The organism is Bacillus sp. FSL K6-6038, assembly GCF_038050455.1.
In the GTDB taxonomy this organism is placed as follows: domain Bacteria; phylum Bacillota; class Bacilli; order Bacillales; family Bacillaceae_G; genus Bacillus_A; species Bacillus_A pseudomycoides.
Genome location: NZ_JBBOUH010000001.1, coordinates 216517 through 242314 on the forward strand (window position 1 = coordinate 216517; position 25798 = coordinate 242314).

At 40.2% G+C, this 25798-nt stretch carries 19 protein-coding genes, 15 tRNA genes, 3 rRNA genes and 2 riboswitches; of the genes, 33 read left to right on the top strand and 4 right to left on the bottom strand.

The features are described 5' to 3' along the window. The first annotated feature begins 181 nt into the window (after positions 1-181). The 3 genes from NSQ40_RS01260 to NSQ40_RS01270 all read left to right on the top strand — a co-directional run bounded on the left by NSQ40_RS01260 (position 182) and on the right by NSQ40_RS01270 (position 3058). A complete protein-coding gene (locus NSQ40_RS01260) occupies positions 182-469 on the top strand; it encodes an antitoxin EndoAI (RefSeq protein WP_000004571.1) in 288 nt (95 codons plus the stop codon). A 4-nt stretch (positions 470-473) separates the two neighbouring features. Further along, a complete protein-coding gene (gene ndoA, locus NSQ40_RS01265; RefSeq protein ID WP_003194532.1) occupies positions 474-824 on the top strand; it encodes a type II toxin-antitoxin system endoribonuclease NdoA in 351 nt (116 codons plus the stop codon). A gap of 65 nt (positions 825-889) precedes the next feature. Then, entirely contained in the window at positions 890-3058 is a 2169-nt protein-coding gene (locus NSQ40_RS01270; protein WP_003194530.1) for a Tex family protein, read from the top strand. Positions 3059-3167: 109 nt separating this feature from the next. Here NSQ40_RS01270 and cmpA read toward each other — a convergent pair whose 3' ends face one another. Continuing rightward, the gene (cmpA, locus tag NSQ40_RS01275; protein ID WP_017154227.1) at positions 3168-3284 is read right to left on the bottom strand and encodes a cortex morphogenetic protein CmpA; all 117 of its coding nucleotides are present in this window, start codon (positions 3282-3284) and stop codon (positions 3168-3170) included. A 254-nt stretch (positions 3285-3538) separates the two neighbouring features. Here cmpA and NSQ40_RS01280 point away from each other — a divergent pair, with 254 nt between their 5' ends. From NSQ40_RS01280 to tsaD, 23 genes are all read left to right on the top strand, one after another. Continuing rightward, positions 3539-4024, top strand: a complete 486-nt coding sequence (locus NSQ40_RS01280; protein ID WP_018767122.1) for a SprT family protein — start codon at positions 3539-3541, stop codon at positions 4022-4024. 83 nt (positions 4025-4107) lie between these two features. Continuing rightward, a tRNA-Asn gene (locus tag NSQ40_RS01285) sits at positions 4108-4182 on the top strand. Positions 4183-4185: 3 nt separating this feature from the next. After that, a tRNA-Ser gene (locus NSQ40_RS01290) sits at positions 4186-4276 on the top strand. An 8-nt stretch (positions 4277-4284) separates the two neighbouring features. After that, a tRNA-Glu gene (locus tag NSQ40_RS01295) sits at positions 4285-4359 on the top strand. 5 nt (positions 4360-4364) lie between these two features. Continuing rightward, positions 4365-4440 (top strand) — tRNA-Val (locus tag NSQ40_RS01300). Between the two features lie 24 nt (positions 4441-4464). Next, positions 4465-4541, top strand: a tRNA-Met gene (locus NSQ40_RS01305). A 2-nt stretch (positions 4542-4543) separates the two neighbouring features. Then, positions 4544-4619, top strand: a tRNA-Asp gene (locus NSQ40_RS01310). An 85-nt stretch (positions 4620-4704) separates the two neighbouring features. Next, a tRNA-Gln gene (locus NSQ40_RS01315) sits at positions 4705-4779 on the top strand. 5 nt (positions 4780-4784) lie between these two features. Then, positions 4785-4857 (top strand) — tRNA-Lys (locus tag NSQ40_RS01320). A 15-nt stretch (positions 4858-4872) separates the two neighbouring features. Then, positions 4873-4953, top strand: a tRNA-Leu gene (locus NSQ40_RS01325). 3 nt (positions 4954-4956) lie between these two features. Beyond that, positions 4957-5042 (top strand) — tRNA-Leu (locus NSQ40_RS01330). A 92-nt stretch (positions 5043-5134) separates the two neighbouring features. Beyond that, a tRNA-Arg gene (locus NSQ40_RS01335) sits at positions 5135-5211 on the top strand. A gap of 3 nt (positions 5212-5214) precedes the next feature. Further along, positions 5215-5291 (top strand) — tRNA-Pro (locus NSQ40_RS01340). A 1-nt stretch (position 5292) separates the two neighbouring features. Continuing rightward, a tRNA-Gly gene (locus tag NSQ40_RS01345) sits at positions 5293-5363 on the top strand. 76 nt (positions 5364-5439) lie between these two features. Next, a 16S ribosomal RNA gene (locus NSQ40_RS01350) occupies positions 5440-6991 on the top strand. 146 nt (positions 6992-7137) lie between these two features. After that, positions 7138-10059 (top strand): 23S ribosomal RNA (locus tag NSQ40_RS01355). Positions 10060-10109: 50 nt separating this feature from the next. Further along, positions 10110-10225: ribosomal RNA gene (gene rrf / locus NSQ40_RS01360) — 5S ribosomal RNA — on the top strand. Together the 16S, 23S and 5S rRNA genes with 15 tRNA genes alongside form the textbook arrangement of a ribosomal RNA operon. Before the next feature lie 11 nt (positions 10226-10236). Further along, positions 10237-10313: transfer RNA gene (locus tag NSQ40_RS01365), tRNA-Met, on the top strand. Between the two features lie 2 nt (positions 10314-10315). Then, positions 10316-10391: transfer RNA gene (locus NSQ40_RS01370), tRNA-Asp, on the top strand. Between the two features lie 191 nt (positions 10392-10582). Beyond that, a complete protein-coding gene (gene tsaE, locus NSQ40_RS01375; RefSeq protein WP_033795828.1) occupies positions 10583-11056 on the top strand; it encodes a tRNA (adenosine(37)-N6)-threonylcarbamoyltransferase complex ATPase subunit type 1 TsaE in 474 nt (157 codons plus the stop codon). Beyond that, a complete protein-coding gene (tsaB, locus tag NSQ40_RS01380; protein WP_018783544.1) occupies positions 11037-11729 on the top strand; it encodes a tRNA (adenosine(37)-N6)-threonylcarbamoyltransferase complex dimerization subunit type 1 TsaB in 693 nt (230 codons plus the stop codon). The genes tsaE and tsaB overlap by 20 nt, the downstream gene beginning before the upstream one ends. Positions 11730-11740: 11 nt before the next feature. After that, positions 11741-12184, top strand: a complete 444-nt coding sequence (gene rimI, locus NSQ40_RS01385) for a ribosomal protein S18-alanine N-acetyltransferase (RefSeq protein WP_003205607.1) — start codon at positions 11741-11743, stop codon at positions 12182-12184. Continuing rightward, a complete protein-coding gene (gene tsaD, locus NSQ40_RS01390) occupies positions 12184-13200 on the top strand; it encodes a tRNA (adenosine(37)-N6)-threonylcarbamoyltransferase complex transferase subunit TsaD (RefSeq protein WP_003194551.1) in 1017 nt (338 codons plus the stop codon). Before rimI ends, tsaD begins: the two co-directional genes overlap by 1 nt. 280 nt (positions 13201-13480) lie before the next feature. Here tsaD and NSQ40_RS01395 read toward each other — a convergent pair whose 3' ends face one another. Then, positions 13481-15406 carry an ABC-F family ATP-binding cassette domain-containing protein gene (locus NSQ40_RS01395; protein WP_218012137.1) on the bottom strand — a complete coding sequence of 642 codons (1926 nt, stop codon included), beginning with the start codon at positions 15404-15406 and terminating at the stop codon, positions 13481-13483. A gap of 183 nt (positions 15407-15589) precedes the next feature. Between NSQ40_RS01395 and NSQ40_RS01400 the strand changes: the two genes are divergently transcribed. After that, positions 15590-16219 carry a redox-sensing transcriptional repressor Rex gene (locus NSQ40_RS01400; RefSeq protein WP_003205609.1) on the top strand — a complete coding sequence of 210 codons (630 nt, stop codon included), beginning with the start codon at positions 15590-15592 and terminating at the stop codon, positions 16217-16219. A gap of 25 nt (positions 16220-16244) precedes the next feature. Here NSQ40_RS01400 and NSQ40_RS01405 read toward each other — a convergent pair whose 3' ends face one another. Next, a complete protein-coding gene (locus NSQ40_RS01405; RefSeq protein ID WP_016117046.1) occupies positions 16245-16439 on the bottom strand; it encodes a YdiK family protein in 195 nt (64 codons plus the stop codon). A 2-nt stretch (positions 16440-16441) separates the two neighbouring features. Then, entirely contained in the window at positions 16442-17185 is a 744-nt protein-coding gene (locus NSQ40_RS01410) for a CPBP family intramembrane glutamic endopeptidase (protein WP_016117047.1), read from the bottom strand. 436 nt (positions 17186-17621) lie between these two features. On the opposite strand from NSQ40_RS01410, the gene groES reads away from it, so the two are divergent. From groES to NSQ40_RS01440, 6 genes are all read left to right on the top strand, one after another. After that, positions 17622-17906 (top strand): co-chaperone GroES, encoded by a 285-nt coding sequence (gene groES / locus NSQ40_RS01415; protein WP_000917305.1) that lies wholly within the window; start codon positions 17622-17624, stop codon positions 17904-17906. Positions 17907-17943: 37 nt separating this feature from the next. Continuing rightward, the gene (groL, locus tag NSQ40_RS01420; RefSeq protein ID WP_003194560.1) at positions 17944-19578 is read left to right on the top strand and encodes a chaperonin GroEL; all 1635 of its coding nucleotides are present in this window, start codon (positions 17944-17946) and stop codon (positions 19576-19578) included. Positions 19579-19745: 167 nt separating this feature from the next. Then, positions 19746-19847, top strand: a riboswitch (purine riboswitch). Positions 19848-20007: 160 nt separating this feature from the next. Next, on the top strand, positions 20008-21546 hold the full coding sequence (guaA, locus tag NSQ40_RS01425) for a glutamine-hydrolyzing GMP synthase (RefSeq protein ID WP_018783542.1): 1539 nt from the start codon (positions 20008-20010) through the stop codon (positions 21544-21546). 161 nt (positions 21547-21707) lie between these two features. Further along, a riboswitch (purine riboswitch) is annotated at positions 21708-21810 on the top strand. A 128-nt stretch (positions 21811-21938) separates the two neighbouring features. Then, positions 21939-23264 carry an NCS2 family permease gene (locus NSQ40_RS01430; protein ID WP_003194563.1) on the top strand — a complete coding sequence of 442 codons (1326 nt, stop codon included), beginning with the start codon at positions 21939-21941 and terminating at the stop codon, positions 23262-23264. Between the two features lie 142 nt (positions 23265-23406). After that, the gene (locus NSQ40_RS01435) at positions 23407-24108 is read left to right on the top strand and encodes a response regulator transcription factor (RefSeq protein WP_098159273.1); all 702 of its coding nucleotides are present in this window, start codon (positions 23407-23409) and stop codon (positions 24106-24108) included. Between the two features lie 25 nt (positions 24109-24133). Further along, positions 24134-25621, top strand: coding sequence for a sensor histidine kinase (locus NSQ40_RS01440; protein WP_050780597.1), 1488 nt, complete (start codon positions 24134-24136; stop codon positions 25619-25621). Positions 25622-25798: the final 177 nt, after the last annotated feature.

Sequence of the window (25798 nt, forward strand, 5' to 3'; positions counted from 1 at the left end):
ATTCCCCTTCACTTCTTGTTAAAAAGAGATAAAAAGTAAATGAGAGTGAATGTTTTATTTGTGAATTGGAAAACATAAACAAGGAATAAGGAAGTCTTTGCAACAGGCTCCATACAATGGTATTATTACAATAGGTGTCATATATATTTGGGTGTGTAGTTGACGGTGGAGGTGTATTTTTGTGTCCGAATCAAGTGTAACTACTGAAATCGTGGTTCGGTTGCCAAAGCAAGTGGTAACGGAATTGGACGGAATTGGAAAACAAGAGAATAAGAATCGCCATGAACTAATTTGCCAGGCAACACAACTGTTATTGCGTCAACATAAGACGAAGAAACGCTACCAACATGAATCAATGCGACGTGGGTACATTGAAATGGGAAAAATTAATCTTGGTATTGCATCTGAAGCTTTCTTAGCAGAGTATGAAGCAGCTCATACAGTAGAACGCTTAGTTAGCGGGGGGTAATATTTTGATTGTAAAACGCGGCGACGTGTATTTTGCAGACCTTTCCCCAGTTGTTGGTTCTGAGCAAGGAGGCGTTCGTCCGGTTCTTGTCATTCAAAATGACATCGGAAATCGTTTTAGTCCGACTGTGATTGTAGCGGCTATTACTGCACAGATTCAGAAAGCAAAATTGCCCACACATGTGGAAATCGATGCAAAAAAGTACGGATTTGAGAGAGATTCTGTTATCTTGCTCGAGCAGATTCGAACAATCGATAAGCAACGCTTAACGGACAAAATCACTCATTTAGATGAGATGATGATGAGTCGTGTAGACGAAGCTTTACAAATTAGTTTAGGACTAATAGATTTTTAAATCGGCAGTTTAAGTTGCTCTCTTTTAGGGGCAACTTTTTTTATTAGAGGAGGTTTCGGTTGTATATGGGAATGGTAGATAATCGACAAGCGTTAATGAAAATGTTAGTGAAAGAATTAGGCTTTACAGAAAAGCAAGTTCGTCATGTTATTCAATTAACAGAAGAAGGTAATACAGTTCCATTTATTGCTCGTTACCGAAAGGAATGGACAGGTTCTTTAGATGAAGTGCAAATCCGTGCAATCTTAGAAAGATGGCAATATATGATGCAACTTGAAGATCGAAAAGAAGAGGTTCTTCGTCTGATTAATGAAAAGGGAAAATTAACAGAAGATCTGCACCATCATATTGTATCTGCAACAAAGTTACAAGAAGTAGAAGATTTGTACCGTCCTTATAAAGAAAAAAGAAGAACAAAAGCAACAATCGCGAAGGATAAGGGGCTAGAGCCACTAGCTGAATGGTTACTTCTATTTACAAAAGAAGATCCGACAGGTAAGGCAAAGGAATTTGTTAATGCCGAGAAAGAAGTACAATCCGCTCAAGAAGCACTTCAAGGTGCACAAGATATTATTGCAGAACTTATATCGGATAATGCGGCGTACCGCAGCTGGATTCGAAATGTTACCTTTAAAAAAGGAATGATTGCGTCCTCTGTAAAAGATGAAGAAAAAGATGAAAAAAATATATATGAGATGTATTACGGTTATGAAGAGCCACTGCAAAAGATTGTACCTCATCGTGTATTAGCTATGAACCGTGGTGAAAAAGAAGAGGTCCTAAAAGCTTCTGTTGTCCCGCCAACAGAAGAGATTGTTCGTTTTTTACATAAAAAAGTAATTCATGATGTTTCTTCTGAAAGTGCAGATTATGTACAATTAGCGATTGAAGACGGATATAAGAGATTAATTCAGCCATCAATTGAAAGGGAAATTCGAAAAGAATTAACTGAAAAAGCAGAAGAACAAGCGATTCATATTTTCTCTGAGAACTTACGTAATTTGTTATTACAGCCACCTATGAAAGGGAAAGTGGTATTAGCGGTAGATCCTGCGTATCGAACAGGATGTAAGTTAGCAGTAGTAGATGATACAGGGAAAGTTCTGCATATTGATGTTATTTATCCGCATCCGCCTGTTCGAAAATATGAAGATGCAAAAGCAAAAGTTGTTTCTATTCTAGAAAAATATCAGGTTCAGATGATTGCGATTGGAAATGGTACAGCTTCTAGGGAAACGGAAGAGTTTATAGTAGATGTCTTACAGGTAGTACCGCAAGATGTATTTTATATTATTGTCAATGAAGCTGGTGCTAGTGTATATTCAGCTTCTGATTTGGCTCGTGAAGAATTTCCGGATTTGCAAGTTGAGGAAAGAAGTGCCATTTCGATTGGAAGACGTCTGCAAGATCCGCTTGCCGAACTTGTGAAAATTGATCCGAAATCAGTTGGGGTAGGGCAATATCAACATGATGTATCGCAAAAGAGATTAAATGAATCATTAACATTTGTCGTGGAAACAGCCGTTAACCAAGTAGGAGTGAATGTGAATACAGCTTCTGTAGCGCTATTGCAGTACGTTTCCGGATTATCAAAAACAGTTGCGAAAAATATTGTAAAAAAACGTGAAGAAGATGGGAAATTTACAAAGCGTACAGAGTTGAAGGGAATACCACGTTTAGGCGCCAAAACGTATGAGCAATGCATTGGTTTCTTACGTATACTAGAAGGTAAAAATCCACTTGATAGAACAAGTATTCATCCAGAGCAGTATAAAAATGTTGAGTTACTATTAAAGAGTTTAGGATTATCGATTGATGATGTAGGACAACCGCACTTACAAAAGTGTTTAGAAGGAGTAGAGCTCTCTAAATTATCTCAAGAGATAAATATCGGTGAGCCGACATTAATTGATATTATAGATGCTTTAATTAGTCCGGAACGAGATCTGCGTGATGAATTACCAAAACCACTTTTGAAAAAGGGAATTCTCAAATTAGAAGATTTAAAGCGTGGCATGGAGTTAGAAGGAACTGTTCGAAATGTTGTTGACTTTGGTGCGTTTGTCGATATTGGTGTGAAACAAGATGGTTTAGTACATATTTCTAAACTTAGCAAACAGTTTGTGAAGCATCCGTTAGATGTGGTGTCTGTCGGGCAAATTGTAAAGGTCTGGGTAGATGATGTTGATATGAAAAAAGGGCGCGTTGCCTTAGCAATGTTACCTATTGAATAATAATGGGAAGAGGGCAGGTATGACACTGCTCTTTTTTTATGAACGGATGTTAGTGAAATTTGAATTAGTGGGGGAGCCTTCATCCCCCACTGATATAACGTTCACTTTATCAGGAATTTTGATGTGTTTTGCTATAATAGAACCAGCATTCATTTAGTAACTTAATTTGATACCGGTTTTTTTCGAAATATGCACGTTGCATTTGTTTTCGGAGCCACGTAGGCATAAGAATCCCTCCTTGTTTAATCCGGCTCTAACAAGTAGCCCCCTATACATTGAGATAAGATTCGAAGTAAGTAAAAAGCTCAATTTCGGGAACTGCTTATAAGAGTTTGGTTAGCGAAGTTCTATGGATAGATGAGGAAGAGGGTAGTTCATAGAAATTGCACTTTTGAATGAGGATGGGTATATGTACTATTTAATATATGTATAAGAAAGAGGAAAAGTGTAAGTTTATTTTTAGTTTTTGGGGGAATGAAAATGAATGAAAAAGAAGTTCAAAGACTTGTAGAAGAAATATCGTTGCAATATTTCGGTAGGGCTTTTTTACATAAAGCAATGTTCAATAAACGACTACGTACAACTGGTGGGAGGTATTTGTTGCGAAGTCATAATATAGAATTAAACTATCGTTATTATGAAGTGTATGGAGAAGAAGAACTGATTGGCGTTATTAAGCATGAGTTGTGTCATTATCATTTGCATATTATGGGGAAAGGGTACCAACATCGAGATCGAGATTTTCGTCAGTTAATGAAGAAGGTTGGTGCGCCTAGATTCTGTAAGAGAATGAGCGAAGAAGAGAAGGTGATTAAAACTCATATGTATGAATGTATGAGATGTTTTCTTCAATATAGAAGAAGGCGTCAAATAAATACAAAAAGATATGTTTGCGGGAAGTGTAAAGGTAGATTGAAAGAGATAAAAAACACCTTGACAGTTAAAAATCAATCCAGTATATTATAAACATGTCACGTTTGTACAAGAATTTGTATAAACGACTTGACTTATAGTATGAACTTTTATAAGATATAACTTGTCTTTCTTATTCCGCAGTAGCTCAGTGGTAGAGCTATCGGCTGTTAACCGATCGGTCGTAGGTTCGAGTCCTACCTGCGGAGCCATACAGAGAAGTACCCAAGTGGCTCAAGGGGCTCCCCTGCTAAGGGAGTAGATCGCTAACGCGGTGCGAGGGTTCGAATCCCTTCTTCTCTGCCATTCATATTGGCCCGTTGGTCAAGTGGTTAAGACACCGCCCTTTCACGGCGGTAACACGGGTTCGAATCCCGTACGGGTCACCACTTTTGGAGGATTAGCTCAGCTGGGAGAGCACCTGCCTTACAAGCAGGGGGTCGGCGGTTCGATCCCGTCATCCTCCACCATATATAACATATGAATAGTATCGTCGCGGGGTGGAGCAGTTCGGTAGCTCGTCGGGCTCATAACCCGAAGGTCGCAGGTTCAAATCCTGTCCCCGCAACCAATGGTCCCGTGGTGTAGTGGTTAACATGCCTGCCTGTCACGCAGGAGATCGCCGGTTCGACCCCGGTCGGGACCGCCATTTTAACTTCTGCCTTTGAGCAGTTGTTTTTTATTGGTTATTGTGATATGATGATTTTCGTCTCAAAAAACATTATATTTTTTGATGGGCTATAGCCAAGCGGTAAGGCAACGGACTTTGACTCCGTCATGCGCTGGTTCGAATCCAGCTAGCCCAGCCATTTACGAGCCATTAGCTCAGTTGGTAGAGCATCTGACTTTTAATCAGAGGGTCGAAGGTTCGAGTCCTTCATGGCTCATTCTTTTTTATTTCCGCGGGTGTGGCGGAATTGGCAGACGCACCAGACTTAGGATCTGGCGCCTTTGGCGTGGGGGTTCGACTCCCTTCACCCGCATATGCGGTCGTGGCGGAATGGCAGACGCGCTAGGTTGAGGGCCTAGTGGGGGAAACCCCGTGGAGGTTCAAGTCCTCTCGGCCGCACCAAAGAAAAATAAAAAAGTGCTTGCATTTGAAAATGCAGTGTGATAAGATAATTGAGTCGCTGAAATACAACAACGACAAAACATCATGAATAAGCGCCCGTAGCTCAATTGGATAGAGCGTTTGACTACGGATCAAAAGGTTAGGGGTTCGAGTCCTCTCGGGCGCGCCATAACGGGAAGTGGCTCAGCTTGGTAGAGCACCTGGTTTGGGACCAGGGGGTCGCAGGTTCAAATCCTGTCTTCCCGACCACGCGGGTGTAGTTTAGTGGTAAAACAAGAGCCTTCCAAGCTCTGGTCGAGAGTTCGATTCTCTTCACCCGCTTTTAGTTCTTTGAAAACTGAACGAAACAAACAACGTGAAACGTCAATTTTTATTTTAGATGCTAGACAAACTAACTTTATTGGAGAGTTTGATCCTGGCTCAGGATGAACGCTGGCGGCGTGCCTAATACATGCAAGTCGAGCGAATGGATTAAGAGCTTGCTCTTATGAAGTTAGCGGCGGACGGGTGAGTAACACGTGGGTAACCTGCCCATAAGACTGGGATAACTCCGGGAAACCGGGGCTAATACCGGATAACATTTTGCACCGCATGGTGCGAAATTCAAAGGCGGCTTCGGCTGTCACTTATGGATGGACCCGCGTCGCATTAGCTAGTTGGTGAGGTAACGGCTCACCAAGGCAACGATGCGTAGCCGACCTGAGAGGGTGATCGGCCACACTGGGACTGAGACACGGCCCAGACTCCTACGGGAGGCAGCAGTAGGGAATCTTCCGCAATGGACGAAAGTCTGACGGAGCAACGCCGCGTGAGTGATGAAGGCTTTCGGGTCGTAAAACTCTGTTGTTAGGGAAGAACAAGTGCTAGTTGAATAAGCTGGCACCTTGACGGTACCTAACCAGAAAGCCACGGCTAACTACGTGCCAGCAGCCGCGGTAATACGTAGGTGGCAAGCGTTATCCGGAATTATTGGGCGTAAAGCGCGCGCAGGTGGTTTCTTAAGTCTGATGTGAAAGCCCACGGCTCAACCGTGGAGGGTCATTGGAAACTGGGAGACTTGAGTGCAGAAGAGGAAAGTGGAATTCCATGTGTAGCGGTGAAATGCGTAGAGATATGGAGGAACACCAGTGGCGAAGGCGACTTTCTGGTCTGTAACTGACACTGAGGCGCGAAAGCGTGGGGAGCAAACAGGATTAGATACCCTGGTAGTCCACGCCGTAAACGATGAGTGCTAAGTGTTAGAGGGTTTCCGCCCTTTAGTGCTGAAGTTAACGCATTAAGCACTCCGCCTGGGGAGTACGGCCGCAAGGCTGAAACTCAAAGGAATTGACGGGGGCCCGCACAAGCGGTGGAGCATGTGGTTTAATTCGAAGCAACGCGAAGAACCTTACCAGGTCTTGACATCCTCTGACAACCCTAGAGATAGGGCTTCCCCTTCGGGGGCAGAGTGACAGGTGGTGCATGGTTGTCGTCAGCTCGTGTCGTGAGATGTTGGGTTAAGTCCCGCAACGAGCGCAACCCTTGATCTTAGTTGCCATCATTAAGTTGGGCACTCTAAGGTGACTGCCGGTGACAAACCGGAGGAAGGTGGGGATGACGTCAAATCATCATGCCCCTTATGACCTGGGCTACACACGTGCTACAATGGACGGTACAAAGAGCTGCAAGACCGCGAGGTGGAGCTAATCTCATAAAACCGTTCTCAGTTCGGATTGTAGGCTGCAACTCGCCTACATGAAGCTGGAATCGCTAGTAATCGCGGATCAGCATGCCGCGGTGAATACGTTCCCGGGCCTTGTACACACCGCCCGTCACACCACGAGAGTTTGTAACACCCGAAGTCGGTGGGGTAACCTTTTTGGAGCCAGCCGCCTAAGGTGGGACAGATGATTGGGGTGAAGTCGTAACAAGGTAGCCGTATCGGAAGGTGCGGCTGGATCACCTCCTTTCTATGGAGAATTGATGAACGCTGTTCATCAATATAAGTTTCCGTGTTTCGTTTTGTTCAGTTTTGAGAGAACTATCTCTCAGAAATAAATGTATGTTCTTTGAAAACTAGATAACAGTGTAGCTCATATTTTTTTAATTTTAGTTTGGTTAAGTTAGAAAGGGCGCACGGTGGATGCCTTGACACTAGGAGTCGATGAAGGACGGGACTAACGCCGATATGCTTCGGGGAGCTGTAAGTAAGCTTTGATCCGAAGATTTCCGAATGGGGAAACCCACCATACGTAATGGTATGGTATCCTTACCTGAATACATAGGGTAAGGAAGACAGACCCAGGGAACTGAAACATCTAAGTACCTGGAGGAAGAGAAAGCAAATGCGATTTCCTGAGTAGCGGCGAGCGAAACGGAATCTAGCCCAAACCAAGAGGCTTGCCTCTTGGGGTTGTAGGACATTCTATACGGAGTTACAAAGGAACGAGGTAGACGAAGCAGCCTGGAAAGGCTCGTCACAGAGGGTAACAACCCCGTAGTCGAAACTTCGTTCTCTCTTGAATGTATCCTGAGTACGGCGGAACACGTGAAATTCCGTCGGAATCTGGGAGGACCATCTCCCAAGGCTAAATACTACCTAGTGATCGATAGTGAACCAGTACCGTGAGGGAAAGGTGAAAAGCACCCCGGAAGGGGAGTGAAAGAGATCCTGAAACCGTGTGCCTACAAATAGTCAGAGCCCGTTAATGGGTGATGGCGTGCCTTTTGTAGAATGAACCGGCGAGTTACGATCCCGTGCGAGGTTAAGCTGAAGAGGCGGAGCCGTAGCGAAAGCGAGTCTGAATAGGGCGTTTAGTACGTGGTCGTAGACCCGAAACCAGGTGATCTACCCATGTCCAGGGTGAAGTTCAGGTAACACTGAATGGAGGCCCGAACCCACGCACGTTGAAAAGTGCGGGGATGAGGTGTGGGTAGCGGAGAAATTCCAATCGAACCTGGAGATAGCTGGTTCTCCCCGAAATAGCTTTAGGGCTAGCCTTAAGTGTAAGAGTCTTGGAGGTAGAGCACTGATTGAACTAGGGGTCCTCATCGGATTACCGAATTCAGTCAAACTCCGAATGCCAATGACTTATCCTTAGGAGTCAGACTGCGAGTGATAAGATCCGTAGTCAAGAGGGAAACAGCCCAGATCGCCAGCTAAGGTCCCAAAGTGTGTATTAAGTGGAAAAGGATGTGGAGTTGCTTAGACAACTAGGATGTTGGCTTAGAAGCAGCCACCATTTAAAGAGTGCGTAATAGCTCACTAGTCGAGTGACTCTGCGCCGAAAATGTACCGGGGCTAAATACACCACCGAAGCTGCGAATTGATACCTATGGTATCAGTGGTAGGGGAGCGTTCTAAGGGCAGTGAAGTCAGACCGTAAGGACTGGTGGAGCGCTTAGAAGTGAGAATGCCGGTATGAGTAGCGAAAGACGGGTGAGAATCCCGTCCACCGAATGCCTAAGGTTTCCTGAGGAAGGCTCGTCCGCTCAGGGTTAGTCAGGACCTAAGCCGAGGCCGACAGGCGTAGGCGATGGACAACAGGTTGATATTCCTGTACCACCTCTTTATCGTTTGAGCAATGGAGGGACGCAGAAGGATAGAAGAAGCGTGCGATTGGTTGTGCACGTCCAAGCAGTTAGGCTGATAAGTAGGCAAATCCGCTTATCGTGAAGGCTGAGCTGTGATGGGGAAGCTCCTTATGGAGCGAAGTCTTTGATTCCCCGCTGCCAAGAAAAGCTTCTAGCGAGATAAAAGGTGCCTGTACCGCAAACCGACACAGGTAGGCGAGGAGAGAATCCTAAGGTGTGCGAGAGAACTCTGGTTAAGGAACTCGGCAAAATGACCCCGTAACTTCGGGAGAAGGGGTGCTTTCTTAACGGAAAGCCGCAGTGAATAGGCCCAAGCGACTGTTTAGCAAAAACACAGGTCTCTGCGAAGCCGTAAGGCGAAGTATAGGGGCTGACACCTGCCCGGTGCTGGAAGGTTAAGGAGAGGGGTTAGCGTAAGCGAAGCTCTGAACTGAAGCCCCAGTAAACGGCGGCCGTAACTATAACGGTCCTAAGGTAGCGAAATTCCTTGTCGGGTAAGTTCCGACCCGCACGAAAGGTGTAACGATTTGGGCACTGTCTCAACCAGAGACTCGGTGAAATTATAGTACCTGTGAAGATGCAGGTTACCCGCGACAGGACGGAAAGACCCCGTGGAGCTTTACTGTAGCCTGATATTGAATTTTGGTACAGTTTGTACAGGATAGGCGGGAGCCTTTGAAGCCGGAGCGCTAGCTTCGGTGGAGGCGCTGGTGGGATACCGCCCTGACTGTATTGAAATTCTAACCTACGGGTCTTATCGACCCGGGAGACAGTGTCAGGTGGGCAGTTTGACTGGGGCGGTCGCCTCCTAAAGTGTAACGGAGGCGCCCAAAGGTTCCCTCAGAATGGTTGGAAATCATTCGTAGAGTGCAAAGGCATAAGGGAGCTTGACTGCGAGACCTACAAGTCGAGCAGGGACGAAAGTCGGGCTTAGTGATCCGGTGGTTCCGCATGGAAGGGCCATCGCTCAACGGATAAAAGCTACCCCGGGGATAACAGGCTTATCTCCCCCAAGAGTCCACATCGACGGGGAGGTTTGGCACCTCGATGTCGGCTCATCGCATCCTGGGGCTGTAGTCGGTCCCAAGGGTTGGGCTGTTCGCCCATTAAAGCGGTACGCGAGCTGGGTTCAGAACGTCGTGAGACAGTTCGGTCCCTATCCGTCGTGGGCGTAGGAAATTTGAGAGGAGCTGTCCTTAGTACGAGAGGACCGGGATGGACGCACCGCTGGTGTACCAGTTGTTCTGCCAAGGGCATAGCTGGGTAGCTATGTGCGGAAGGGATAAGTGCTGAAAGCATCTAAGCATGAAGCCCCCCTCAAGATGAGATTTCCCATAGCGTAAGCTAGTAAGATCCCTGAAAGATGATCAGGTTGATAGGTTCGAGGTGGAAGCATGGTGACATGTGGAGCTGACGAATACTAATAGATCGAGGACTTAACCATATAATATGAAGCAAATGTTATCTAGTTTTGAAGGAATATACCTTCATAAGTCTGGTAATGATGGCAGAGAGGTCACACCCGTTCCCATACCGAACACGGAAGTTAAGCTCTCTAGCGCCGATGGTAGTTGGGACCTTGTCCCTGTGAGAGTAGGACGTTGCCAGGCTTTTATATCGTCGCGGGGTGGAGCAGTCCGGTAGCTCGTCGGGCTCATAACCCGAAGGTCGCAGGTTCAAATCCTGTCCCCGCAACCAATGGTCCCGTGGTGTAGTGGTTAACATGCCTGCCTGTCACGCAGGAGATCGCCGGTTCGACCCCGGTCGGGACCGCCATTTATACAAAGAAAAGAACGAAACAACTTGTTTCGTATTTTTTTATTTATTTTTAAGAAAACTTATAAAGACAGTCAATCTTACCCTTAGGACAACTCCTAAGGTCTTTTTTATATGTTCAAAATGAAACAAAGTGAAAAAATCTGTATAATAAAGAGCAGAGAATATTGTGAGTAAGGTAGGTGAAACCTTTGAATAAATATGAAATAACGACAACTTCTTCTGAAGAGACACAGAACTTATCAGAAAGGCTAGGACAACTTGTTAGGGAACAAGATGTACTTGTTTTAGAAGGCGATCTTGGTGCTGGCAAGACAACGTTTACGAAAGGTCTTGCAAAAGGCCTTGGTGTGAAACGAGTTGTAAATAGTCCGACATTCAATATTATTAAAGAGTACAAAGGGAGATTACCGCTATATCATATGGATGTGTATCGTTTAGCGGAAAGTGAAGAAGATTTAGGGTTTGATGAGTATTTTTATGGTGAAGGTATAACAGTAGTAGAATGGGCTCATTTAATTGAATCTTTTCTGCCAAATGAGAAATTAAAAATAAGCTTGTTCCATACAGGTGATGATACAAGAAAAATTGTGTTAGAGCCAGGTGGTGAACGCTATATTAGATTATGTGAGGAGCTATTACAAGATGAAAGTACTAGCAATTGATACTTCAAATTATGTAATGGGGATTTCTCTTATTGATGGAAATACTGTTGTCGGAGAAATCATTACGAATTTAACCAAAAATCATTCTGTACGCCTTATGCCGGCTGTAGAACAACTTCTGAAGGAATGTAATATAAAGCCGAAAGAGCTAGATAAAATCATCGTAGCGGCTGGTCCTGGATCTTATACAGGAGTTCGAATTGGTGTGACTGTTGCAAAAACATTAGCTTGGTCGTTGCAAATACCGATTGTCGGTGTGTCTAGCTTAGAAGTAGTGGCTGCGAATGGAGCGAATTTCCAAGGGGTTATTTGTCCATTGTTTGATGGACGTCGCGGACAAATTTATACGGGCTTGTATACATATAAAGAAGAGCAGTTATCTTCTGTAGAAGAGGATCGAATTATTCTTATTATTGATTGGTTACAGATGTTAAAAGATAAGGGGCAACCTGTTTTATTTATCGGCAATGATGTAGAACAACATAAAGAAACGATTGTAGAATATTTAGGAGATCGAGCTGTGTTTGCTTCTTTTACAAAGAACAACCCAAGACCAAGTGAGTTAGCATTTTTAGGATTACAAAAAGAGGAGCAAAGTGTGCATACATTTGTTCCGAGCTACCTCCGTTTAGCAGAAGCAGAAGCAAAATGGCTAGAAAGTCAAAAAAAATAGGGGTTATCAAAATGGATATTACATTTAGAAAGATGACGACTGATGATATTGCTCAAATTATAGTAATTGAAGAAGCGTCATTCCCAACTCCTTGGACTGCTGATGCATTTTATCGTGAATTGACGATGAATGAATATGCACATTATGTCGTAATTGAAAAAGATGGTGTGGTAATTGGATACTGTGGATTGTGGATTATTATTGATGAATCACATATTACGAACATAGCCATTTTGCCAGAATATCGCGGTCAAAAACTTGGAGATGCTTTGCTGAAAGAAGTAATGGATCAGGCAAAAGAAATGGGAGCAAAAACGATGACACTTGAAGTACGAGTGTCAAATGAAGTAGCGAAGCAGTTATACCGAAAGTATGGATTCCAAAATGGTGGGATTCGTAAACGATACTATACAGACAATTATGAAGATGGTCTTGTAATGTGGGTGAATATATAATGGAAAAAAATACGATTATACTTGGTATTGAAACGAGCTGTGATGAAACGGCTGTAGCGGTTGTTAAAAATGGAACAGAAATAGTGGCAAATATTGTTGCTTCACAGATTGAGAGCCATAAGCGTTTTGGCGGAGTTGTGCCGGAAATTGCATCTCGTCATCATGTAGAACAAATTACAGTTGTATTAGAAGAAGCATTAAAGGAAGCGAACATTACATTTGAAGATATTGATGCAATTGCTGTGACGGAAGGGCCAGGTTTAGTAGGGGCACTTTTAATTGGTGTAAATGCAGCTAAAGCAGTTGCCTTTGCTCATAATATTCCTCTTGTTGGTGTTCATCATATTGCTGGGCATATTTACGCGAATCGCTTAGTAAAAGAACTACAATTCCCTTTGTTGTCACTTGTTGTGTCTGGCGGGCATACAGAGCTTGTTTATATGAAAGAGCATGGTTCGTTTGAAGTAATTGGCGAAACGAGAGATGATGCGGCAGGAGAAGCATATGATAAAGTTGCACGTACATTATCTATGCCATATCCAGGTGGTCCTCATATTGACCGTCTTGCTCATGAAGGACAACCAACGATTGATTTACCACGTGCATGGTTAGAACCAGATTCGTATGATTTTAGCTTTAGTGGACTGAAATCAGCAGTTATCAACACTGTGCATAACGCAAAACAACGTGGAGAAGAAATCGCACCAGAAGATTTAGCAGCTAGCTTCCAAGCGAGTGTAATAGATGTACTAGTAACAAAAGCAGCACGTGCTGCAGAAGCGTATGATGTAAAACAAGTGCTTCTCGCTGGTGGCGTTGCAGCGAATAAAGGACTTCGTGCACGTTTAGAGGAAGAGTTTGCAAAAAAAGAAGAAATCGAGCTCATTATTCCACCGTTATCTTTATGCACAGATAATGCAGCAATGATTGCAGCAGCAGGAACTATTGCATATGAGCAAGGAAAACGTGCAACATTGGCTTTAAATGCAAATCCAGGATTAGATATTGAAGCATAGTTATACACATAATTAACCACAACTTGTGGATAAAACCCATATTATCTGTTGATAATATGGGTTTTATTGTGAATATTAAATGTGTATAATTTTTTTGTGATCTGTGGATAATGTGGAAAAGTTATTTTTGTGTTTATATGATAAAGGTGGATATGTGCATAAGGTTGTGGATAACACTATTGAGGTCAGACCTTCGACCATAATCTTTTGTATTGAAAAATAAACAAGGTAGTTGAATGGCTTTCAACTACCTTGTTTTTATCATATAAATATATAAGGGTTATACATGTAACTCTTCCCATTCTGCCATAAACTGCTCTAATTTTTCTTGTTTTGTTTGCTTTGCTGTTGTAATCTCACTAGCTCGTTCGTAGTCAGCATATACTTCAGGCAGACAAAGCTCCTCTTCTAATTGTTCAATTTCTTCTTCTAAATTTGCAATGTTTTGTTCAATTTCTTCAATCTTTCGGATGCGTTGGCGTTCTGACTTCTTACGTTCTTTTTCTTCAAGGTAATTTAATTTTTCTTGAGCGATAGTTTTTTTGACTGGTGCCTCCTCTTCTTGTTGTTCAAATTCCGCACGTTCAATCATTTCATTTTTCTTTTCAATATAGTAGTCATAGTCACCTAAATATTCTTGTGCACCACCTGTTGATAACTCAACAACTGTAGTTGTGACACGGTTAATGAAATAGCGATCATGGGAAACGAATAAAAGAGTCCCAGGATAATCAATTAAGGCATTTTCTAAAATCTCTTTACTATTTAAATCGAGATGGTTTGTTGGCTCATCGAGAATCAGTAAATTAGATTTTTGCATCATCAATTTTGCTAGAGCTAATCGTGCTTTTTGACCACCACTTAAGGAAGATACTGGCTTTAATACATCGTCCCCTGTGAATAAAAAGTTACCGAGTATCGTGCGAATTTCTTTTTCTGACTCTAGCGGATAATCATCCCATAGTTCGTTTAAAACACGCTTAGATGATGTTAAGTTTGCCTGTTCTTGATCATAATATCCAATAGATACATTTGAACCGAAAGAAACTTCACCGCTTAACGTCTTTAATTTATTCACAATTGATTTTAATAATGTAGATTTCCCAATACCATTTGGACCAACTAGTGCGACACTATCACCGCGGGTTAAGCGCATATTTACATGTTCAATAATCGGTTCTTTGTCATATCCAATTGAAACATCCTTTATTTGTAATACATCGTTTCCGCTTTGTTTTTCGATATCAAAGTGGAAGGATGCTGATTTAGAATCACCTAATGGTCTAGTTAGTAATTCCATTCTGTCTAACTGCTTCCGACGACTTTGTGCACGTTTTGTTGTAGATGCACGGGCAATGTTCTTTTGGACAAAGTCTTCTAGTTTAGCAATTTCCTCTTGTTGTTTCTCATAACGCTTCATTTCCTGCTCATGTAGTGCAGCTTTTAAATCTAAATATTTACTGTAGTTACCAACATATCGTCTGCTTTCTTTATTAGAAATTTCATATACTTGTGTAACAAGCTTGTCTAAAAAGTAGCGATCGTGGGAAACGATTAAAATAGCTCCAGGATAGCCTTGTAAATATTGTTCAAGCCATGTTAATGTATCGATATCTAAATGGTTTGTTGGTTCGTCCAAGATGAGTAAGTCTGGTTTTGTTAGCAGTAGTTTCCCAAGAGCAAGTCTTGTTTTCTGTCCACCACTTAACGTAGAAATCGTTGTTTGGTGTGTTTCAACCGGAAAACCAAGTCCACTTAAAATGGAGCGAATATCAGCTTCATATTGATAACCACCTTGATCTTTGTAGTCTAACTGTAATTGATCATAATCAGCGAGTAATTTTTCGTACGTAGCAGCATTTGAAAAGTTCTCTTCCTTACCCATGTCTAGCTCTAACCTTCGAAGCTTCTTTTCCATTTGCTGCAGATGAGTAAAGACAGTAAGCATTTCATCCCAAATTGTTAAAGAAGTTTCTAAACCAGTATTTTGGGCCAAGTATCCAATTGAAACATCTTTTGGTTTTATAATTTCTCCACCATCGTGAGATAATTCACCGGCAATTATTTTTAATAATGTAGATTTTCCAGCACCATTTCGACCAACTAGTGCAATGCGATCTTTTGTTTGAACTTCCAATTTAATGTTTGCAAGAATTGTTTCAGCACCGTATAATTTTGAAAGCCCATTCACTTGTAATAAAATCAATGTTTTCACCTCAAATAATTTCTTAACTTTGCCATGTTTATATTTCTCAATCATACTAAAAATAGTGTATAGTTTAAAATAAGAGAGAAGTCTTCTCTCTATTATACAAGGAAAGTCATAAGTGCTAAACTTCTGTATTTGTTTTAAATCTGTGAACAAAGATAGGAAGAGAGGAGAGGTTATATGGATCAGCAAAAGATTCCACAGGCCACTGCCAAACGATTGCCTCTATACTATCGATTTATCCAAAACTTATCTCTTTCTGGTAAGCAGCGTGTTTCATCGGCTGAATTGAGTGAAGCTGTAAAGGTAGATTCAGCAACAATTCGGAGAGATTTTTCATATTTTGGAGCGTTAGGGAAAAAGGGATATGGATATAATGTGAATTATTTACTATCATTCTTCCGAGAAACGCTTGATCAAGATGATATAACACGTGTAGCACTTATTGGAGTGGGTAATTTAGGGACCGCTTTCTTACATTACAATTTCACCAAAAATAATAATACAAAGATTGAAATGGCATTTGATGTCAATGAAGAGAAAGTTGGAAAAGAAATCGGAGGAATTCCTGTATATCATTTAGATGAATTAGAAGAGCGTTTAACAAATGATATACAAGTGGCAATATTAACAGTACCTGCTACTGTTGCACAGGCTGTAGCAGATCGATTGGCCGAAACAAATATACACGGAATTTTAAATTTCACACCAGCACGATTAAATGTTTCAGAAAATATAAGAATTCACCATATTGATTTAGCTGTAGAATTACAAACACTCGTTTATTTTTTGAAAAATTATCCACAATAAAACGCAGAGGAAATCCCTCTGCGTTTTATTGTTGCTTTTTCTTTGTAAATTTGACTAAGATAAGTCGAAGTGCCAAATTAAAATCAATTGTTGCCATAGCAGCAAACAGCAGTGTCCCAAAGTTCCAAATTGTATCTGTAACGTTCGTAATTGCGAAACGTGTAAAGACACAACCAAGAAGGAAATACAGTGCTGCCATGAACAATGGTGAGTTCCTCATATTTAAAATCCTCCGATAAATCCTTGCATTTTTTCTGCTTCTTTAATCATTTCTTGTATTTGTTCGTTACTTACTAGTACTTGGGCTATTGCAACTAATGTATTCATCGCAACATGTGCCATAATAGGAACGATAATTCGCTTTGTTTTTACATATAAAAAGGCGAATACAAGCCCCATGGAAGTGTATACCAATAAGTGTGTAAAATCAAAGTGAATTGCTGCAAATACAAGTGAGCTAATAATAGCAGCGATAAAGAAGTTGAATTTCTTATATAATGTACCAAATAAAATTTTTCTAAAGACAATTTCCTCTAAAATAGGCCCTATTATTGATATAACAATAAGGAACCATGGGGTGGTCCGTGCTATTTCCATCAAGCGAGCTGTGTTCTCAGATCCAGGTTTAATGCCCAATAAACGCATTTCGATTGTGCCTGCAATTGTTTGAGAAAAGAAAGCTAAAAAGAAACCGATAAAGATCCAACCGATTGTGGCAGGAATACTGGCGCGTTTTGTATCGAAACGACTTTCGCGAATATCTGTTCGAAGTAGTAAAAGTACAATACATAATGCAATGAAAAAGCTAATAATTGCCCAGTGACCAGTCAGTAGCTGCATTTTTTCTTCTCTGGTGAACCCCCTATTATCATATAGTCCGGTTTTCAAAAGAAGCGGTAATCCAACAATACCTGATAATTGCATAAGAATGTATGTAACTATAATCCACCAATATTGTTTTTTCAAATTGGTTAACCATCCTTTCTAACTCTAGTTTATGAGATAAGGCGGGATAACATGTAAACATCCAGCCGGGGATACGTAATAACCATTCATATTATGATTTTTTTGTAAATCTTTCTTTGAAAATGAAATAGGAGACAGGAAAAAGCTGTACCTATAGAGAAAACAACTTATGGCATCTTCCATATTGTAACATACGATAAGTGAAAACGCCGATTCATATATATAAGGCTTTCGCGAGAATGGTTGCAGCGATAACAGAATGATTTTTCTTAGGAAGTTATATAAAAAAAGTTTATATAGCAATTTGCGAAAAAATTATGATTTTTTTACTTGCAAAAGAAAATTAGATTATTTATTATTATAAGTGTGTTAGCACTCGAGGTCGTTGAGTGCTAATAAAGAAAATTTACATAGAAAAATGAGGAGGTTATTGTTCATGCTAAAGCCATTAGGTGATCGCGTTGTAATTGAGCTTGTTCAAGCAGAAGAAAAAACAGCAAGTGGTATTGTATTACCAGACACTGCAAAAGAAAAACCACAAGAGGGTAAAGTTATTGCAGTAGGTACTGGTCGAGTGCTTGAAAATGGTGAGCGTGTTGCTTTAGAGGTAGCAGCAGGTGATCTTATCATCTTCTCAAAATATGCAGGTACTGAAGTGAAATATGAAGGTACAGACTACTTGATTTTACGTGAAAGTGACATTTTAGCAATTATCGGTTAATTATATACATTTTAAAAATCCAAGGGGGTCAATTATTATGGCAAAAGATATTAAATTTAGTGAAGAAGCACGTCGTTCGATGCTTCGCGGTGTCGACACTCTTGCAAACGCAGTAAAAGTAACGCTTGGACCAAAAGGTCGTAACGTTGTACTTGAGAAAAAATTCGGTTCACCACTTATTACAAATGATGGTGTAACAATTGCGAAAGAAATCGAATTAGAAGATGCTTTCGAAAACATGGGTGCAAAATTAGTAGCAGAAGTTGCTAGCAAAACAAATGACGTAGCTGGTGACGGAACAACAACTGCAACTGTATTAGCACAAGCTATGATTCGTGAAGGTTTAAAAAACGTAACAGCTGGCGCGAACCCAATGGGTCTTCGTAAAGGTATCGAAAAAGCGGTTGTTACAGCAATTGAAGAATTAAAAACAATTTCTAAACCAATCGAAGGTAAATCTTCTATCGCACAAGTAGCTGCTATTTCATCAGCTGACGAAGAAGTAGGTCAATTAATTGCAGAAGCAATGGAGCGCGTTGGTAACGACGGCGTTATTACTTTAGAAGAATCTAAAGGATTCACAACAGAATTAGATGTAGTAGAAGGTATGCAATTTGATCGTGGATATGCATCTCCTTACATGATTACTGATTCTGACAAAATGGAAGCAGTACTTGATAACCCATATATCTTAATCACTGACAAAAAGATTTCTAACATTCAAGAAATCTTACCAGTGTTAGAGCAAGTGGTACAACAAGGTAAACCACTTCTTATCATTGCAGAAGATGTAGAAGGTGAAGCATTAGCTACATTAGTAGTGAACAAACTTCGTGGTACATTCAATGTAGTAGCTGTTAAAGCTCCTGGATTTGGTGACCGTCGTAAAGCAATGCTAGAAGATATCGCGATCTTAACTGGCGGTGAAGTGATCACTGAAGAATTAGGACGCGACTTAAAATCAGCTACAGTTGCATCTTTAGGACGCGCTGGCAAAGTTGTTGTAACGAAAGAAAACACAACTGTAGTTGAAGGTGTAGGTAACACAGAACAAATCGAAGCTCGCATCGGTCAAATCCGTGCACAATTAGAAGAAACAACTTCTGAATTCGATCGTGAAAAATTACAAGAGCGTCTTGCTAAACTTGCAGGAGGCGTAGCAGTAATTAAAGTAGGTGCAGCAACTGAAACTGAGTTAAAAGAGCGCAAACTTCGCATTGAAGATGCACTTAACTCAACTCGTGCAGCAGTAGAAGAAGGTATTGTTGCAGGTGGTGGTACTTCACTTATGAACGTATACACTAAAGTAGCTTCTATTTCAGCTGAAGGTGACGAAGCAACAGGTATCAACATTGTACTTCGTGCATTAGAAGAGCCAGTTCGTCAAATCGCAATCAACGCTGGTCTAGAAGGATCCGTTGTTGTAGAACGCTTAAAAGGCGAAAAAGTAGGCGTTGGTTTCAACGCAGCAACTGGCGAATGGGTAAACATGCTTGAGTCTGGTATCGTAGACCCAGCAAAAGTAACTCGTTCTGCACTTCAAAACGCGGCATCTGTTGCAGCTATGTTCTTAACAACTGAAGCTGTAGTTGCTGACAAGCCAGAACCAAATGCACCAGCAATGCCTGACATGGGCGGCATGGGCATGGGCGGTATGGGCGGAATGATGTAATTTCATTCGCCAAAGAAACATTCATCTCTATATAGGGGTGAATGTTTTTTGTTATGGGACAAAAAAATATAGGAATAAAGGTTTCTTGGGATAAAGAAAATAATTTCTGTAGAATTTTGTCGCTTTCTCTCTTGACCGTATTGATACTTCATTGTTAGAATCTAGGAAGATAATATAAAACAATCCTTCATATATCCTCAATGATATGGTTTGAGAGTCTCTACCGGGTTACCGTAAACAACCTGACTATGAAGGCAGTGTGTCTTATATTTATAAAGAGCGGGATACTATCTTTATAAAGCCAGACCTCTGCCTTTTCTTTGTTATGAGACTGAGGGCGGAGGACTGGCTTTTTTTATTATATTGGTAATGCTTTTTGCCAAATTGGTGAAAATATTTATATACAGAACTAACGTTGGGGTGATTATTTTGAAGAAACAGCACGATACAATTATCGTTTTAGATTTTGGGAGTCAGTACAATCAGTTAATTGCACGTCGAATTCGTGAGTTCGGTGTATACAGTGAACTTCATCCACATACAATTACTGCAGAAGAAATTAAAGCAATGAATCCAAAAGGGATTATTTTCTCTGGTGGACCGAATAGTGTATATGGTGAAAATGCATTCCACTGTGATGAAAAAATCTTTGAATTAGGATTACCGATTTTTGGTATTTGTTACGGTATGCAGCTTATGACAAAACACTTTGGTGGAAAAGTAGAACGTGCAAACCATCGTGAGTACGGAAAAGCAGTTCTTAAAGTAGAGAACGGATCAAAATTATATGCGAACCTTCCAGAAGAGCAAGTTGTATGGATGAGTCATGGTGACTTAGTAACTGGTTTACCAGAAGGATTCGTAGTAGATGCAACAAGTGAGTCTTGTCCAATTGCTGGTATGAGCAATGAAGCAAAAAACTTATACGGTGTACAATTCCATCCAGAAGTACGTCATTCTGAGCACGGTAATGATTTAATCAAAAACTTCGTATTCGGCGTATGTGGCTGTTCTGAAGGTTGGAACATGGAGAACTTTATTGAAGTAGAATTAGAAAAAATCCGTGAAACTGTTGGCGATAAAAAAGTACTATGCGCACTTAGTGGCGGTGTAGACTCTTCTGTTGTAGCAGTATTAATCCATAAAGCAATCGGTGACCAATTAACATGTATTTTCGTTGACCATGGTTTACTTCGTAAAGGTGAAGCGGAAGGTGTTATGAAAACATTTAGCGAAGGCTTCCACATGAACGTTATTAAAGTGGATGCAAAAGAACGCTTCATGAACAAGTTAAAAGGTGTAGAAGATCCAGAACAAAAACGCAAAATCATTGGTAATGAATTTATTTACGTATTTGATGATGAAGCTTCTAGATTAGAAGGAATGGACTTCTTAGCACAAGGTACACTGTACACAGATATTGTTGAAAGTGGTACAGCAACTGCACAAACAATTAAATCTCACCATAACGTTGGTGGACTTCCAGAAGATATGCAGTTCAAATTAATTGAGCCTTTAAACACTCTATTTAAGGATGAAGTACGTGTATTAGGATCAGAACTAGGAATTCCTGATGAAATCGTATGGCGTCAACCGTTCCCGGGTCCAGGACTTGGTATCCGTGTATTAGGCGAAATCACAGAAGAAAAATTAGAAATCGTTCGTGAATCCGATGCGATTTTACGTGAGGAAATCCAAAAAGCTGGCTTAGATCGTGAAATTTGGCAATACTTCACTGCACTTCCTGGCATGCGTAGCGTAGGTGTTATGGGTGACGAGCGTACTTACGATTACACAGTAGGTATCCGTGCAGTAACATCAATCGATGGTATGACAGCAGATTGGGCACGTATCCCTTGGGATGTATTAGAGAAAATCTCTGTACGTATCGTAAACGAAGTAAAACACGTTAACCGTATCGTGTATGATGTAACGAGTAAGCCACCAGCAACAATTGAGTGGGAATAGAATAGGTTTATTCGTTTAAAAGAAGACCCATCTATGATTTTATGCATAGATGGGTCTTTTTTGTTGTTTATACGAACGAAAAATAAAAATTGTATAAAAATGTTCGTTTTTAAATTGACATACACCTATATGTGAGTTAATATGAGTATGTAATTGATACGAAAAAATGAATATTACAGCCGTCGTATAATATCGGGGATATGGCCCGAAAGTTTCTACCTAGCTACCGTAAATGGCTTGACTACGAGGCGTTTTTATAAAGGTAAGGGGAAATCTGCCTTTATTTACAGAACGCTTCCATGTATATGCAATGGAAGCCTTTTTTATTTTTATAGATAAAAGAGGGCTAGGGAGGGTTACGACGAGTAATCATATAACGGGGGAAACGTAGAATGAAACGTTATTTTCAGTTCGATGAGCTCGGTACAAATTATAAAACAGAGTTCATTGCAGGGTTAACGACATTTTTATCTATGGCTTATGTACTATTTGTCAATCCTGCTACACTGTCACTGGGAAACATTAAAGGGTTACCAGCAGGAACCGGAATGGATCCGGGAGCGGTCTTTGTTGCCACTGCATTAGCGGCTGCAATTGGGTCACTGATTATGGGGATTTTCGCAAAATATCCAATTGCCTTAGCGCCAGGAATGGGAATCAATGCATTCTTTGCTTATACAGCGGTGTTAACGATGGGGATTCCGTGGCAAACAGCGATTGCCGGAACTTTAATGTCAGGTATTATCTTTATTATTCTTACTGCTTCTGGTATTCGCGAAAAAATTATTAATGCCATTCCATTAGAGTTGAAGTTTGCAGTAGCAGCAGGAATTGGTTTGTTTATCGCCTTTCTTGGTTTTCAAAATGCAGGAATTATTGTGAAGAATGATGCGGTTCTTGTTGGATTGGGGGATTTAACAAAGGGCACAACATTACTTGCGATTTTCGGTGTAGTGATTACAATCATTCTAATGATTAAAAAAATAAACGGTGCTGTTTTCTACGGAATGATTCTTACAGCGATCCTTGGAGTAGCAACAGGATTAATTGATACACCAAAAGCTGTCGTTGGTGCAATTCCTAGTTTAGAACCTACGTTCGGCGTGGCGTTCCAGCACTTCGGAGATATCTTCACTGTTCAAATGGGAATTGTTATTATAACGTTCTTCTTCATTGATTTCTTTGATACAGCGGGTACACTTGTAGCAGTTGCGAATCAAGCTGGGTTAATGAAGAACAATAAATTACCACGTGCGGGAAAAGCATTATTTGCAGATGCAATTGCAACTGTAATTGGTGCGATTCTTGGGACATCTACGACAACGTCTTACATTGAATCGTCTGCAGGGGTAGCAGCAGGAGGGCGTTCAGGATTTACAGCAGTTGTAACAGCCGGATTTTTCTTGTTAGCACTTTTCTTTTCGCCATTATTAAGTGTTGTGACAGCGTCTGTAACGGCACCGGCTTTAATTATTGTAGGGATTTTGATGGTTTCGTCTCTAGGAGAAATTGATTGGAAGAAATTCGAGATTGCAGTACCAGCATTCTTTACGATTATTTCTATGCCACTTACGTATAGTATTGCAACAGGAATAGCAATTGGATTTATCTTCTATCCAATTACAATGGTTGTAAGTGGTCGTCGTAAAGAAATTCATCCAATTATGTATGTAATGGGAGTTTTATTCGTACTATATTTTATCTACGTTCGTAAATAAAGGGGTTTTTGAAAGGTCTAGACTAAGGGGAGTCTAGACCTTTTTTGCGTCTTCAGAAAATCTTAAGGATTTCGTTCCGTTTTTCTTCAGAAGTTTTCTTATAATAGAAGTTAGGGAATGAAAAAGCTATGGGGGAGATATTGTGGGACACGAAACAATACTGGTTGTAGATGATGAAAAAGAAATTCGGGATTTAATTACGATTTATTTAAAGAATGAAGGATATAAGGTGCTACAGGCAGAGGATGGAGCAGAGGGTTTATATATATTAGAGAAAAATGAAGTGCATTTAGTTGTATTGGATATTATGATGCCGAAAATTGATGGTATTCATATGTGTATGAAAATAAGAGAAGCGAAAGAGATGCCAATTATTATGTTGTCTGCGAAAACGCAAGATATGGATAAAATTTTAGGGCTAACAACAGGAGCGGACGATTATGTAACGAAACCTTTCAATCCGTTAGAATTGATAGCGAGAATAAAATCGCAGCTTCGTCGATATATAAAAATGAATGGATTTATTGTCCAAAATGAGAATGAAATTGAAATCGGGAATATGAAAATAAACGTTTCAACCCACAAAGTTGTTGTAGAAAATGAAGAAGTGAAACTAACTCCGAGGGAATTTTCGATTTTGGAGTTACTAGCTCGTAATCCAGAGATGGTCTTTAGTGCAGAACAAATTTATGAAAAGGTTTGGAATGAACGATCTTTCCAATCTGATAATACCGTCATGGTGCATATTCGAAAAATACGTGAGAAGACTGAAGAGAATCCGAGAAAGCCAATATATATAAAAACAGTATGGGGAGTGGGATATAAGATTGAGAAAGATAATTAAAAACATATTTAGGTCAATTGGTTGGATGAATCGAACTTTTAAAAAAATAATATATAAAGTAATAAGGGGAGTACAAAAGAGTTTACGTGTACAACTGATAACTACGTTTGCTTTCTGTATTTTGTTGGGTGTAATAGGAGTGTGGACATCATCTCCGTTTTTTCAAGGAATAAATACATACTCTGTAATTGATTATTCATCTGGTATGCGAGGAATTGATGCAACTGCTGAAAGACTTGCCGAGGTTATTACAAGAGAAGGTGCTGATGTTAACGTCCAAGAAGTTTTTGAACGTCCGGAGTATCAAGGTGAATTAAAAGTGTTAATTGTAGATGAGAATGGAAAAGTTATATATAAGACAAAAGATGCTCAGGAAGAACAAGTTAATCTTCATAGTACTATTCGTAATATAATGAGTTTCAAAATAAATCGCTCTCAATATGAATATCAAAAAAATGTAATAGATAATGAAATCGAAAGAGAGCGTAAAGAATTTACGACTTTTTATCCTTTAACAATTCAAGAGAAAAATATGTATATGATCGCAAGCGGTATACCGCAAGGGAATATTAGAGTAGTACAGAATGATGGGCCGTTTCCATTTTTGATTGGCTTTGTTATTTTTTTATTTTCTTTCTTTTATATAACTAAAAGAAAGATGAGGCAAGTTGAGGCGATGGCGGAAGGTGTAAAAGAAATCGCAAAAGGTAACCTGCAATATAGAATTCCGCAGAAGGGGCAAGATGAATTAAGTTTGCTAGCTGTGAATATGAATCAGATGGCAAAAGAATTATTTTCCAACATAGAAAAAGAAAGAAGAATAGAGAAGCAAAAGAATGAATTGATTACAAATGTATCTCATGACTTGCGAACGCCACTTACATCTATTATGGGTTATTTGCGTTTATTACAGGATTCAAAATATGAAAGTAAAGAACAGCACAATGAATATGTGAGAATTGCTTTCTCGAAATCTGAGCAGTTAAAGAATTTAATAGAAGATTTATTTGAGTATACAAAGTTAACAAATGAAAAGATGGTATTAGAAAAGCAAGAAGTGTGTATAACCGAACTTCTGGAGCAATTAATAGAAGAGCTAGTACCACAGGCTGAAGAAGAAGGACTTATACTCGTGAAGCAGTTTCCTAAAGAACGTGTGTATGCTGCGATTGATTCAGAGAAGATGGTCCGTGTATTTGAGAATCTATTAATGAATGCTATTAAATATAGTAAAGATGATGGAGAGATTAAGGTTTCCCTTCAAAGACAACGCCGGAATATACAAATTACGGTTGCGAACCATAGTGAAGAGTTTACAAAGGAAGAGTTAGGGAACTTGTTTGAACGCTTCTATAAGAAAGATCAATCTAGAAGTAGAGTAACGGAAGGATCGGGACTCGGATTAGCAATTGCTAAAAGTATTGTTGAATTACAAGGGGGAGAAATTCGAGCAGAATATGAGGATGGAATTATTCAGTTTATCGTTTCACTACCAATTATAGAAGAAAAGTAAATAAAGAGAGAGTTATGGAAGAGGAAGGCTTGTTTATAAGGAATAAGCCTTCTTTATATTTTTTAGAAAAACATATTGACGTTTATATAAATGAAGTGTAATATTATATGAGTCGCCGATAGCAACAACACAAAACGCGACAAATGAAATAAAAAAACTTAGTTGGCATTGAAACAT

What these genes read in the sequence shown, in the direction of transcription:
- NSQ40_RS01440 (WP_050780597.1), top strand. Translation starts at nt 24,134, where the DNA reads ATGAATCGAACTTTTAAAAAAATAATATATAAAGTAATAAGGGGAGTA.
- NSQ40_RS01400 (WP_003205609.1), top strand. Translation starts at nt 15,590, where the DNA reads ATGGATCAGCAAAAGATTCCACAGGCCACTGCCAAACGATTGCCTCTA.
- cmpA (WP_017154227.1), bottom strand. Translation starts at nt 3,284, where the DNA reads ATGCCTACGTGGCTCCGAAAACAAATGCAACGTGCATATTTCGAAAAA.
- rimI (WP_003205607.1), top strand. Translation starts at nt 11,741, where the DNA reads ATGGATATTACATTTAGAAAGATGACGACTGATGATATTGCTCAAATT.
- groL (WP_003194560.1), top strand. Translation starts at nt 17,944, where the DNA reads ATGGCAAAAGATATTAAATTTAGTGAAGAAGCACGTCGTTCGATGCTT.
- NSQ40_RS01280 (WP_018767122.1), top strand. Translation starts at nt 3,539, where the DNA reads ATGAATGAAAAAGAAGTTCAAAGACTTGTAGAAGAAATATCGTTGCAA.
- NSQ40_RS01405 (WP_016117046.1), bottom strand. Translation starts at nt 16,439, where the DNA reads ATGAGGAACTCACCATTGTTCATGGCAGCACTGTATTTCCTTCTTGGT.
- tsaB (WP_018783544.1), top strand. Translation starts at nt 11,037, where the DNA reads ATGAAAGTACTAGCAATTGATACTTCAAATTATGTAATGGGGATTTCT.
- tsaD (WP_003194551.1), top strand. Translation starts at nt 12,184, where the DNA reads ATGGAAAAAAATACGATTATACTTGGTATTGAAACGAGCTGTGATGAA.
- NSQ40_RS01430 (WP_003194563.1), top strand. Translation starts at nt 21,939, where the DNA reads ATGAAACGTTATTTTCAGTTCGATGAGCTCGGTACAAATTATAAAACA.
- NSQ40_RS01270 (WP_003194530.1), top strand. Translation starts at nt 890, where the DNA reads ATGGGAATGGTAGATAATCGACAAGCGTTAATGAAAATGTTAGTGAAA.
- groES (WP_000917305.1), top strand. Translation starts at nt 17,622, where the DNA reads ATGCTAAAGCCATTAGGTGATCGCGTTGTAATTGAGCTTGTTCAAGCA.